This is a genomic window from Enteractinococcus coprophilus, from assembly GCF_006716305.1.
GTDB lineage: Bacteria > Actinomycetota > Actinomycetes > Actinomycetales > Micrococcaceae > Yaniella > Yaniella coprophila.
In genome coordinates this window covers 713,014-725,364 of record NZ_VFOU01000001.1, presented here as the reverse complement: position 1 = coordinate 725,364, position 12,351 = coordinate 713,014, and the positions used below count along the sequence as shown (strand labels likewise).

At 54.5% G+C, this 12,351-nt stretch carries 7 protein-coding genes and 2 tRNA genes; 1 reads left to right on the top strand and 8 read right to left on the bottom strand.

What is annotated here, in order from left to right; all coding sequences use genetic code 11:
- Positions 1-2,634, top strand: coding sequence for a TnsA endonuclease N-terminal domain-containing protein (locus FB556_RS03330; protein WP_141864707.1), 2,634 nt, complete (start codon positions 1-3; stop codon positions 2,632-2,634).
- A 541-nt stretch (positions 2,635-3,175) separates the two neighbouring features.
- On the opposite strand, the gene FB556_RS13855 is transcribed toward FB556_RS03330, so the two are convergent.
- The 8 genes from FB556_RS13855 to gyrB all read right to left on the bottom strand — a co-directional run bounded on the left by FB556_RS13855 (position 3,176) and on the right by gyrB (position 12,333).
- Positions 3,176-3,289, bottom strand: coding sequence for an N-6 DNA methylase (locus tag FB556_RS13855; RefSeq protein WP_141864705.1), 114 nt, complete (start codon positions 3,287-3,289; stop codon positions 3,176-3,178).
- A gap of 77 nt (positions 3,290-3,366) precedes the next feature.
- Entirely contained in the window at positions 3,367-6,006 is a 2,640-nt protein-coding gene (locus FB556_RS03320; protein WP_141864703.1) for an NACHT domain-containing protein, read from the bottom strand.
- 718 nt (positions 6,007-6,724) lie between these two features.
- Positions 6,725-6,797 (bottom strand) — tRNA-Ala (locus FB556_RS03315).
- Positions 6,798-6,803: 6 nt separating this feature from the next.
- Positions 6,804-6,923 (bottom strand): DLW-39 family protein, encoded by a 120-nt coding sequence (locus tag FB556_RS13525; protein ID WP_211343964.1) that lies wholly within the window; start codon positions 6,921-6,923, stop codon positions 6,804-6,806.
- Positions 6,924-6,944: 21 nt separating this feature from the next.
- Positions 6,945-7,018 (bottom strand) — tRNA-Ile (locus tag FB556_RS03310).
- An 85-nt stretch (positions 7,019-7,103) separates the two neighbouring features.
- Positions 7,104-7,586: a DUF3566 domain-containing protein gene (locus FB556_RS03305; protein ID WP_246057181.1), complete on the bottom strand. Its 483-nt coding sequence runs from the start codon at positions 7,584-7,586 to the stop codon at positions 7,104-7,106.
- 1 nt (position 7,587) lies between these two features.
- Positions 7,588-10,155 carry a DNA gyrase subunit A gene (gene gyrA, locus FB556_RS03300; RefSeq protein WP_141864699.1) on the bottom strand — a complete coding sequence of 856 codons (2,568 nt, stop codon included), beginning with the start codon at positions 10,153-10,155 and terminating at the stop codon, positions 7,588-7,590.
- Between the two features lie 81 nt (positions 10,156-10,236).
- Positions 10,237-12,333, bottom strand: a complete 2,097-nt coding sequence (gene gyrB / locus FB556_RS03295; RefSeq protein WP_141864697.1) for a DNA topoisomerase (ATP-hydrolyzing) subunit B — start codon at positions 12,331-12,333, stop codon at positions 10,237-10,239.
- Positions 12,334-12,351 lie beyond the last annotated feature (18 nt).

Genomic DNA, 12,351 nt, shown 5'->3' with positions numbered 1-12,351 from the left:
ATGGTAGTCAAGTTCGAAGAGTCGTTCTCGTTCTACAACGAGCTATGGCTGTTCTATACCCAGAACCGAGGCAAAATCCGCTCTCGGTATAACGACCTGACGCGCAAGTTCCTCGCCTATAACGACCCCTCAGAGAACCCGAGAGCGTTCTTACGTCTTCCGCAGTTCGAGGCACTCGAAATTTACGTGTTCTTCAAAGAATTCTTGGACAACCGCCAGGTCGCTCAGGTGTTTGACGAGTGGCGTAACCGTGAAGGAGTGTTCTCGGAACGCTCCTATTACACGCGCCACAAGACTCAAGCCATGCTGATGGACGATTTCACCGAGAAACAGACCGATGCGTTATTCAAGAAAATGAAGAAGTTCCAGGAGGACTACCCGAACTATATCTACGCGCTGACCATGGGTTTGGGGAAGACCATACTCATGGCGACGTGCATTTTCTACGAGTTCCTGCTCGCTAACAAGTATCCCAAGGACAAGCGCTTCGTCCACAATGCGCTGGTCTTCGCGCCGGATAAGACCGTGCTGGAATCGTTGCGGGAGATCGTCACTTTCGACAAGACCAAAGTGGTTCCACCCGAGTACGCACGTGTGTTGGACGCCAACATCAAGTTCGCGTTCCTTGATGACCCAGGTGTAACCCTCAACGTGTTGGATGACTCCGCGTTCAACATCGTGATCTCCAATACCCAGAAGATCGTGGTGAAGAAGAAGCACACTCAAGACTCAGCTGCCGCAAAACTCTTTAACCTGTCTTCGAATTCCCTTCTTTCGGGACTCTATGGCACGGACGCCAACGACGGCGAAGAGGATGTCGTGGATGACGAGACGCTAATGGAAAACCAGAGGTTCCAAAAGCTCACCCGACTACGCCAGCTCGGGGTCTACGTTGATGAGGCCCACCATCTTTTCGGGGCAAGGTTGGAGAAGAACCTCCGCTCCAAAACCGCCACGAAAACGAGCCTGCGTCACACTATCAACTTGCTCGCGAGCAGAACCGACGTCGTGGCGTGCTTCAACTACACCGGCACTCCTTATGTGAACCGGCAGCCGCTACCTGAGGTCGTCTACGGATACGGCCTGGCAGAGTCCATCCGGAACGACTTCCTTAAAGATGCCAAGCCTCAGGGCTTCGAGAATGTAAAGAACGAAGAGTTCTTGCGTACTGCGATCACGCAGTTCTGGCAGAAATACCAGGGCCAGACTTTCGAAGACCTGAACCCCAAGCTCGCAATCTTCGCTGCCACTGTCGAAGAAGCAACCGAAGAAGTACGTCCGGTAGTGGAAAACGTACTCGCAGATCTTGGCGTGGATTCTTCAAAGATCCTCGTCAATGTGGGAGACGCGAAGGTTACCAAAGACGAAGATATCCGCAACTTCAACAATCTTGACGTTCCTGGCAGCGTCGGCAACGAGAAGCAATTCATTATCCTCGTCGGCAAAGGCCGCGAGGGCTGGAACTGTCGTTCGCTGTTCGGCGTCGCGATGTACCGATCGCCGAAGTCAAAGATTTTCGTACTTCAGGCCACCATGCGCTGCTTGCGGAAGATCACTGACGAACAACAAACCGCCTTGGTATTCTTGTCCAAGGAGAATTTCGACATCCTCGATGCCGAATTAGAGAAGAACTTCAATATGGACCTCGACGGCCTTACCAGGAAAGATCCTAAACCGAAGCGCACCTATCAGGTACGTGTCCTCCCACCGGAGCGGACCATCACACTGAAGCGCATCTGGCGCGAATACCAACTCATTGAGAAGGACTACCAGAAACCGCTGAACTTCGAGTTGACCGACGACGCAGCCTTAGAGGAGAAATACCAGGCGCTAGTCTACGAGAAGTCGCGCATCACCTCAGCTACCAAAGTCAAGGAACGCAACATCGACGACTTGCGAGAGATGGATACCTATTCGCTATACACCTTGACCGCAGAAGTCTCGCGCTACCTCAATCGATCACCACTACTAATACACCGAATCCTGAACGAGTCTGAGGACGGCGCCGAGCGCATCGTCGAGGTCGTCAACAGGTACAACGACGTCATCCATGACAAGATCATCCCCACGATCTTCCACGCCTTCTACGATCTCACCAGCGCTGTGCGTAGTGAAGACAAGGAACTGGTGCTCCTCCGCCAACCTGCCAACGCAGGGTACTACGAGTTCCGCGCCGATGAGAACCTCGTCGTCGAGTACAACGATGACAGACTCACCGACAATCAGCGAGCCAAGAGTTTCCATGCAGATACCTACTGCTTCGACTCGAATCCCGAGATGGAAATGTTTTGGCAGTACGTCGAGTCTGAGCAGGTCAAAGAGGTGTACTTCACCGGCATGTTCACTGCCCGCCAAGGCGACCTCGGCATCCAATACTACGACCCAGCATCCAAGCGAATACGTCTCTACTATCCAGATTTCGTGGCACAGATGGAAGACGACTCCTGGCAGCTTGTCGAGGTGAAGGGCGATCACCAGATCGATGATGAACTCGTGCTTGCAAAGGCACGAGCCGCCGAGGAGATGGCTGTCGAATCGGGGGTCGAGTATGTAATGTACACGGGCTCACGAATTATGAAGGCTAACGTCCTCAACAAACCGAGCACTGAGGACTGTGACGACGTACTGATCTAGTGAAAAGGAGTTCGGCCACGACAGCGCGATGCATCATCGTGGCCGAGCACCTCGAGCAAACCTGGCGACGGAGCCTCGATACCTTTTGACACTGTTACCCTTCGTGCAGGGACGGGTGCAAGCAGTGCTTATGTCTGCCCAGAGCTGGCTGTTCAGCGCTCGGGGATGATCCACTTTTAGGTGCGCAGTGCACAGCGACATGTGATCCCGCAGCCTCTACGCGGCCAGGGTGTACTACGCACACAACGTGGCCGCGTATCGACTACGGCAACTAACGTTTCGAGACAATCGCTTGGAAAGGCTCCTCATTCAGAGGATATGGTTCCGTGAGCGTGTCACCGCAGGTATGCTGAATTTGGAGAAATTAATATTGTGGAGGAGTATATGATGCGCTTCAAGTTGTAGGTCGACCGGTTCAGCTCCTGATCGTAGAAGCCGATACGGACATCTCATTATCTAGTATCTTCGCGAACTGCAGTACTAACGTTCCAGAACCACAGGCCGTGTCATACACCTCATTCACATTGGCGCGTCTTACCTACTACCGGCAGAAGCGCCAGGAGGAAACCTCCTGCGGGGTGAAATACTCACCACCAGATTTCCCAGCATCAGCAGCATAAAATCCCACGGGGTATTTACAAGCATCACCGAACATGTCGATATTACTGTCATCGAAGGAATGGTAACAACAACCATGGTGCTCGCTCGACCCACTTGCGCATAAACAAACTATTAACGCAAAAGTGAACGCCCCCTGCGCACGAGACCCAACTCTTCAAAATCTTTCCATAACCACTCAATAGCGATATGCGACGCAGGCCGCCGCTTATCCATCTCCTCCGCTACGCTGCTTGACCAAGATAAACCTGCAATAGGCTCCCTGTTCTCACTCATGAGCCGGGAACGTATCTGTTGCACCATTTGGGAATAATCTAGCCCCTCCGAGCTGTCATGACGTTCAACCATTACAGCTCGCCCTGACGGAGACCATAAAGAATCCGCACCCCCAGGCGCAAGATCAGCAAGTAACGATAGGGGGACTCTAGTTACTTCGATAAAAGGCCGGTTAGTAACCGCCCTTTCCGGCTCAAACACCACCTCTAGAACTACTCCAAACGGTACCAGCACCGAGCTAGACAAAGACCACCCTAAGGATTTAAAGGTGTGGTTAATGGCTTCTTCATAAGCGAGACAAGCACGTTCGAAAACTAGAACTTCAAATTCCATGAACTGCTTTTTAGATTCAAATTTAAAGAGGTACCCACCTAATGAGTCATGTCCTGCATAACCGGGAAGGCCCGACGTAACATATCCAGATGCCTGCTGATCTAACCATTCAATGAATTCTGAGATTTCGAACCGCGCATACGGTCTCGAACGATTAATAGCGATGGAGTCTGCTTGAGCATCTTCTAGTCTTTCTAACAACTTCTGCGCTTTAAGCTTGGCTTTGTCCGCACTCAGCCTTCGCCCAAACATCAATAGAGGCGGCTCATCTACTATTCGGTCTGCTAAATCGTATCGATGCTCTTCTATCCACACTCCATCATCAGATCCTAAGTAGGGACTATGCAATAGAAGATTTTCAACCTCCCTAGCCATCATCCGCCACAGCATTATCCAGGGCCAAGCATCTCCAGCTGCAAGACCGCCCCGAATCACTAGGAGGGGGCTGTCTACAGTGCGGCTAGGGTGAGTTCCGGATGCTATCTCATATACATGGTCACGTGCAGAACCAGATGGTCTAAATTCAAATCTGACTGAATGTTCGGAGAGAGCGACCCCTAAACTTACGGGCCGCTCCATCACGGGGAGTGCTAACCTGACAGACATATCTCCGAAACTGTTGCACCACGTGCGATAAACACGCAAGAAGCGTTCCCCTGTAGTTATCGGATCGAGCCGATCGTCCCCTTTCTTCCGCCAGTCGTGATTCGTTCCAAAAGCCGTTTTTAATATCCACGAAACTACACCAGGATTTTGGATGACCCAGGTAGATAACAACTCGTCGATTGCTTGAGACGAATGCGCACAACGGATGGCGAGAGGCATGACCCAACGCCAGCGCATAAATACACTGGAGTTTATGAGGATTTGTTTTACTAACTCTTCATCTAAAAGTAGCGATTGAGCAGCAAACCACTGCTCGAATATCGGCAAAGAAAAACGTATCTGTCCATCATGAGTTTCTGTAGTAAGGCGACTTAAATTAGCAATCTGTTGCTCGCTAAATGACAGCGTGGACTCGTCACTCATGGTAAGTGAAACTGAAAGTTTCCGCAGCACTGTAAAAATCTTGTCTGAGGTTACAGAATGTCTTTCAATACCTTGTTGTAGGCTTTCCTCCACAATACGTCGTATGAGCTCTATCTCATTCGGAACAGCAATGTCTTCCGCTAACACTTTTCCAGCTGAGAGAGCGAAAAATGGGCGCCGAACCGAAGCCTGTAAACTCGAGGACCAGGTCCTGATGCTCACACGGGCGCCGCCTAGTTCTTGCACCAAAGCTAATGCCGTCTCTAGAGATAAGAGGGGCATTAGTACTACTTCAGTTTCGATTGAACTCTCGGGAAAAAGACCGGCACGTGCCGTCATGAGCACCCGTAAGTGGGGATATGTTCTTACTAGTATTCGTGCCTCATCTAAGATTTGGTACGCCCGTGCAGGATCGGTCTCATCCAAACCATCTACCACCATAGACGCCCCGGATCCTTCGCGCCATACGGAACTATATTGCGCTTCTATCACTTCTTCAATGGCACGATCACGTAAATGAGATGCGTGTAACCAGATTGGAAGAGCACCTTCTTCATCAGAGTATGCTTTAATCTCCTGTCGATGCCAGATTTCTGCGCATTCTGACTTGCCCGAACCGAAATCTCCAACAAGGACCTTCACTGAGCTCACAGGTACATCCGGTACCTGGATGCTTTCAAAGAAAGAGCCTAAAGCATTTTCATCTACGTTAAACGCTTGCAACCGGACTGCTCGACGTGCTTTTGAGCGATAGTTCAGAATCCGGGCGTAATCACTTCGACTTAAGGACGGGCCTGGTCCTGCAATTTCAAGAAGCAACTGTCTTACATTCAAGCTTCGTTGCTGTGCCCAAGCTTCACTTAGCTCAGATCTTTCCCGATCGCGCAGTGCACCTGCAATTGCCGGAAAAGTCACCTCTACCAGGCGTAGGGCATGCGAAAGATGTTCATCATTCTCATCCCAACCCTTTCCGTGCCTGATTAGCATCTCGTTGAGCTGCTTCGCTAAGGAGCTACAAGCTTCTTCTACCGGGGTCTGAAGTGCTTCTAATGTTAAGGTCTTAAGCCATCGTCGATAGGCTTTACCAGAAAATTTAACCGGGATTCTTTTCCGCACCCTCAACCACACAGACCAACGGAAGGACCAGCTCTGAGTAAGCTTCTGTATAGCTGCTGCGGTTAAGATACCGAAAAGGCGCGATCCGGCAGCCACCACCGGAGCTTCGAACCCACTCATTCAATCCCTGCTTCAGTCGATCTCGTTACAGAACAATGCGGTATCGTCTACACAATCTTAACGAAAAAGTACGTCCCAGTCAGTGACTGGGACGTACTTTTTCGACGATGACCTTTAGAGTGGAGGCAAGGGTGTGTAGTGTCACAACATCGTAGACAAGATTTAGTCTGGGTGAACCCTTGTGGTCGTTGACCGGCGAGTCGGGACCTCCTTGACAGTTTGGCCTAGTAATCGACAGTTTGGCCTAGTAATCGTGGACCAGTGAGTGGCGACATCGTTGTCGGTGATGACTGCTCGTGCAGTGTACCCTCCGAGGCCCTGTCCATGCTCAAGCGTCCCAGGAGAGATGTCCACTGCCACTCAGAACGACCAGAATCTGCGCTTTGATTCTCCCACGGCCCACTGCTGCAGCAACGGTTACATTCGGTTCAGCAGCTGTACCGAGCAGGTTCATAAAGTCCACAAGCTCGCTTGCTTAGAATCGGGTGAGCCCATGAAAAACTCCAGCAACGACAAAAGCTCTGGAAAATGAATTCCAGAGCTTTTATCATCCATGTCGCGCCTTATCTTTCAACAATGTCGCGACCCAAGATATCGGTGGAGGCAAGGGGACTCGAACCCCTAACCCCCTGCTTGCAAAGCAGGTGCGCTACCAATTGCGCCATGCCCCCGAGGACTTATTCGATTATATCCGTTGCTGCTGCCCAAATATCTTGAGCTTCTTTACGATCAGCAACGATCTTATAAGTTACACCTGCAGCAGCGATCATGGCAAGTCCTAGAAGAACTTTTTTCATGCCTACTCCTTACTGGTGTAGTGGGCGTACCAAGACTTGAACTTGGGACCTCATCGTTATCAGCGATGCGCTCTAACCGCCTGAGCTATACGCCCTCATTTCGGAACAGGTCAGTGACCCGAACCGAAATATAACCTTACACCCGAATTTCAAAAAAGCAAAATCGGAAGGGTATGTTTCTTAGTCGTCTGTAAGGGTAAGACCAACTCCACCGACCAAAGAGGCACACACGTTGTATAACAGCGCTGCCAGTGAGGCTGCGATGGTGATTAAGACAACGTTGAGGACCGCGATGATCGTCGTCATCGACGCGACCTGACCCAGGGTGAAGAGCTCTTGGATCTGCGTACCGCCGCCCTCTGTGCCAAGGATGGTGCCGAGCAGAGCGTTGATGTCATCGAAGATGCCGGTGAGGTCCATGGTGGTCCACAGGAAAATCCCTGCGACCACGGTGACGATCCCGAGACCTACGGACAGTAGGAAGGAGATCTTAAAGACGGACCAGGCGTCAACTTTGGCGATGACGAGCTTGGCGCGGCGTGCTTTGGCTTTTGGTGCCGGACGAACGAGGCCTTTACCGGCGCCAGCTTTAGCTTTTGGCTTGCCTTTGCTCGCCGGCTTACTGCCACCCTTGGTGGTTTTGGCGGCTTGAGTCTTACTCAAACTATGCTCCTTCGTCGTTCCGGTCAGTATCCGAGGATACCTGATCTTGGACGGTGGATTCATCTGTTGTGGTGCCCTCGGTTTCATCGCCTTGATCGGCGTCGTCGTCGAGGTCATCGATTTCGTAGTTCAGGGTTGCACCAACGATGCGGTCGTTCTTGCCTGGTGAGGCGAAGATGACGCCCATAGTGTCGCGTCCACGGATTGGGACTTGTTCAACGGCTGAGCGTACGACGTTCCCGGATTCCATGATGACCAGCACTTCGGTATCGTCCTTGACGACTTCACCACCGACCAGTTCGCCACGTGCTTCTGGCAGATTGGCGACCTTAATGCCGTAGCCACCGCGGTTTTGGGTTCGGTACTCGTCGACGGACGTGCGCTTAGCGAAACCGCCATCGGTGATCGTAAAGACGTAGGCGTCGTCTTCGATGACCGCCATGGTCAGCAATTTGTCGTCTTCGCGGAATTTCATGCCGCGTACACCGGCGGTGGCGCGACCCATCGGGCGCAAAGCTTCGTCGGTGGCGGTGAAACGCAGCGATTGGCCCTTGCGGGAGATCAGGATCAGGTCATCGGTCTCGTCAATGAGTTTGGCGGCCACGACTTCATCGTCCTCGTTGAGGTTGATCGCGATCAGACCGGCTTGGCGTGGGCTGTCGTAGTCGGCCAGTCGGGATTTTTTGACCATACCCGACTTGGTGGCCAACACCAGGTACGGGGCGTCCTCGTATGTTTCCAGGGTCAGAACCTGCGCGATGTGTTCATCGGGCTGGAAGGCCAGCACGTTGGCGACGTGTTGGCCGCGGGCATCCCTGCCGGCCTCTTGGAGCTCATAGCCTTTGATCCGGTAGACGCGACCAAAGTTCGTGAAGAACAGCAACCAGTTATGCGTTGAGGTCGTGAAGAAGTGTTCGACGACGTCTTCGTCGCGCAGGGCCGCGCCGCGCACACCTTTGCCGCCGCGGTTCTGGGCGCGGTAGTTGTCGACCTTGGTGCGCTTGACGTACCCGGAGCGGGTGATCGTGACGACGACTTCTTCTTCTGGGATGAGGTCTTCGATCGACATGTCGCCGTCGTAGCCGTAGAGGATCTCGGTGCGACGCTCATCGCCGTGGCGCTCGACAATGCCGGCGAGTTCTTCGGAGATGACTTCGCGCTGACGAATCGGCGATTCCAGGATCGCGATGTATTCGGCGATCTTGGCTTGCAGCTCGTCGTATTCGTCCTGGATGTTCTGACGTTCCAGGGCGGCCAGCTGGCGCAGCTGCATCAGCAGGATCGCGCGGGCTTGTTCGTCGTCGATGGTCAGCAGGGTCTTGAGCTCTTCGCGGGCCACATCGGCCGAGGCCGATGCGCGAATGGTCGAGATGACCTCGTCGAGCATGTCGAGGGCTTTGAGCAGGCCCTGGAGGATGTGCGCGCGTTCTTCGGCCTTGCGTTTACGGTACGCGGTCCGGCGGACGATGACTTCGACCTGGTGTTTGACCCAGTAGTGCACGAAGCCGTCGAGGCTCAGGGTGCGTGGCACGCCGTCGACCAGGGCCAACATGTTGGCCGAGAAGTTTTCCTGCAGTGCGGTGTGCTTATACAGGTTATTCAGTACGACCTTCGGCACGGCGTCGCGCTTGAGAATAATAATGAGGCGCTGGCCGGTGCGGCCGGAGGTTTCGTCTCGGACATCGGCGATGCCGGACAGTTTGCCCTCGTTGATCAGCTCGGCGATGCGCCGGGCGAGGTTGTCCGGGTTGGCCATGTAGGGCAGTTCGGTGATAACCAGGCACGTGCGGTTCTGGATCTCTTCAACGTTGACCACAGCGCGCATGGTGATCGAGCCGCGACCGGTGCGATAGGCCTGTTCGATCCCGGCGTGGCCGAGGATGGTGGCGCCGGATGGGAAGTCTGGGCCCTTGATGCGCTTCAGTAGGGCTTCCAGGAGTTCTTCGCGGCTGGCCTCGGGGTTGTCCAGGTACCACTGGACGCCCTCGGCGACTTCGCGCAGGTTATGCGGTGGGATCTGGGTGGCCATACCGACGGCAATACCGGTGGACCCGTTGACTAAGAGGTTGGGGTAGCGGGCGGGCAGCACGGTGGGTTCTTGCTGTTTGCCGTCGTAGTTGTCCTGGAAGTCGACGGTGTCTTCGTCGATGTCGCGGACCATTTCCATGGCCAGCGGCGCCATTTTGGTTTCGGTGTAACGCTGGGCGGCTGCACCATCGTTACCGGGAGAACCAAAGTTTCCTTGACCTAGGGCCAGCGGGTAGCGCATGACCCAGTCTTGGACGAGGCGAACCAGGGTGTCATAGATAGCACTGTCACCGTGGGGGTGGTAGTTCCCCATGACTTCGCCGACCACGCGGGCGGATTTATTGAAGGAGCGCTCTGGGCGGTAGCCGCCGTCGTACATTGCGTAGATCACGCGGCGGTGGACGGGTTTCAGGCCGTCGCGTACGTCGGGTAGGGCGCGTCCCACGATTACGGCCATCGCGTAGTCGAGGTAGGACCGTTTCATTTCGGTCTGGAGATCAATCTGGTCGACGCCGGACCGCTGTTCTGGCTGGTCAGTCATTGGGGTTTGCTCGTCACTCACGGGCTAGTCATCTCTCCGGGTTGTTCGTCAAAAAAGTTGTGCGGCTGTGCGGGCGGCAGGTTAGATGTCCAAGAAGCGCACGTCTTTAGCGTTCTGCTGGATGAAGTTGCGTCGGGATTCGACGTCTTCGCCCATCAGCATCGAAAACACTTGGTCGGCGGCTGCGGCGTCGTCCATGGTCACCTGGAGCAGGGTGCGATGCTCTGGATCCATGGTGGTTTCCCACAGTTCTTGATAGTTCATTTCGCCCAGACCCTTATAGCGCTGGATCGCGTTGTCTTTGGGTAGGCGCCAGCCTTTTTCTTCACCGCGGGCCAGGGCCTCATCGCGCTGTTCGTCGGTGAACACGTGTTCGTCCTGGTGGTTGGACCATTTGATTTTGTACAGCGGTGGCTGGGCCAGGTAGACGTAGCCGTGCTCGATCAGTGGGCGCATGTAGCGGAACAACAGGGTCAGCAGCAGCGTGGTGATGTGCTGGCCGTCGACGTCGGCGTCGGCCATGAGCACGATCTTGTGGTAGCGGGCCTTGGTGATGTCGAATTCTTCGCCGATGCCGGTACCGAACGCGGTGATCATGGCTTGGACTTCAGCGTTCCCCAGGGCGCGGTCGAGGCGGGCGCGTTCGACGTTGAGGATCTTTCCGCGTAACGGCAGGATCGCTTGGGTGCGAGGGTCGCGACCCTGTTTGGCCGAGCCACCGGCCGAGTCACCTTCAACAATGTAAATTTCGGATTCTTCCGGGTCTTTCGACGAGCAGTCGCTCAATTTGCCGGGCATGCCGAAGGATTCCAGCGGCGATTTGCGCCGGGCGTTCTCGCGAGCCTTGCGTGCGGCCATACGGGCGTGTGCGGCCTGCTGGGCTTTGCGGATGATGTCGCGTGCCGGGCCGGGGTGGGCTTCGAGCCAGTCGCCAAGCTGTTCGGTCATGGCCGAGTACACATACCCGCGGGCTTCGGAGTTGCCGAGTTTGGTCTTGGTCTGGCCTTCGAATTGTGGTTCGGCCAGTTTGACCGAAATGACGGCGGTCAGGCCTTCGCGAATGTCGTCACCGGTGAGGTTTTCGTCTTTATCGCGCAGGATTTGTTTCTCGCGCGCGTACCGGTTGACCAGTGAGGTCAGCGAGCCGCGGAAGCCTTCTTCGTGCGTTCCACCCTCGTGGGTATTAATCGTGTTCGCATAGGTGTGCACCGACTCGGAGTAGGCCGTTGTCCACTGCATAGCGACCTCGATGGCCATGCCCATGTCGGTGTCTTCTTTTTCAAACGCAATAACGTCTTCGTGGATGAGCTCGGCGCGTTTGGTTTTATTCAGGTAGGTCACATAGTCCAGCAGACCGTGTTCATACATGTAATCAACTCGACGCACGGTTGATTCTGGTGGCGTATCCGGACCCTCGTGGCCTTCGGCCTGTAGGTCTTCTTCAGCCTCGGCCAGGGTTTCGGCATCGGATTCACCGGCAATTTCATCGGCGTATTCTACGGTTTCGACGGCGTTGTCACGCTCATCGGTCAGCGTGATGCGCAGACCCTTGTTCAGGAACGCCATCTGTTGGAAGCGAGCGCGCAGGGTTTCAAAATCGAACACCGTGGTCTCAAAGATTTCTGGGTCCGGGTAGAACGTGACGCTGGTACCGGTGCGATCAGTTTCCCCACCCTGCTGCAGGGCATTGTCGAGCACTCCCCCGTTCTTAAAGGAGATGCTCCAAATGTAACCCTGCCGGTGAATTTCGACGTCCACGCGCTCGGACAGCGCATTGACCACCGAAACACCCACGCCGTGCAGACCACCCGAGACGGCATAGCCGCCGCCACCGAATTTCCCGCCGGCGTGCAGTACGGTCATGACCACTTCAACGGTGGGTTTATTTTCCGTCGGGTGCATATCGACCGGAATACCACGCCCGTTGTCTTCTACCCGCACGCCACCGTCTTTAGTTAGGGTGACGTGGATGGTATCTGCGTGCCCGGCCAGGGCCTCATCGACCGAGTTATCAACGACTTCATATACCAGGTGGTGGAGTCCACGTTCGGAAGTGGAGCCAATGTACATCCCCGGGCGCTTGCGGACCGCTTCGAGGCCCTCCAGCACGGTGATGTCGCCTGCTTCATAGGAATGCTCCACGCGTTGCAGTTCAGAAGGCTGCACCTCTGTAGGCATAGCTGGATTGTCAGTTAA

Excerpts from the sequence above, each read along its gene's own strand:
- FB556_RS03330 (WP_141864707.1), top strand. The coding sequence starts at position 1 with ATGGTAGTCAAGTTCGAAGAGTCGTTCTCGTTCTACAACGAGCTATGG.
- FB556_RS13855 (WP_141864705.1), bottom strand. The coding sequence starts at position 3,289 with ATGTTCGGTGATGCTTGTAAATACCCCGTGGGATTTTATGCTGCTGAT.
- FB556_RS13525 (WP_211343964.1), bottom strand. The coding sequence starts at position 6,923 with ATGAAAAAAGTTCTTCTAGGACTTGCCATGATCGCTGCTGCAGGTGTA.
- gyrA (WP_141864699.1), bottom strand. The coding sequence starts at position 10,155 with ATGACTGACCAGCCAGAACAGCGGTCCGGCGTCGACCAGATTGATCTC.
- gyrB (WP_141864697.1), bottom strand. The coding sequence starts at position 12,333 with ATGCCTACAGAGGTGCAGCCTTCTGAACTGCAACGCGTGGAGCATTCC.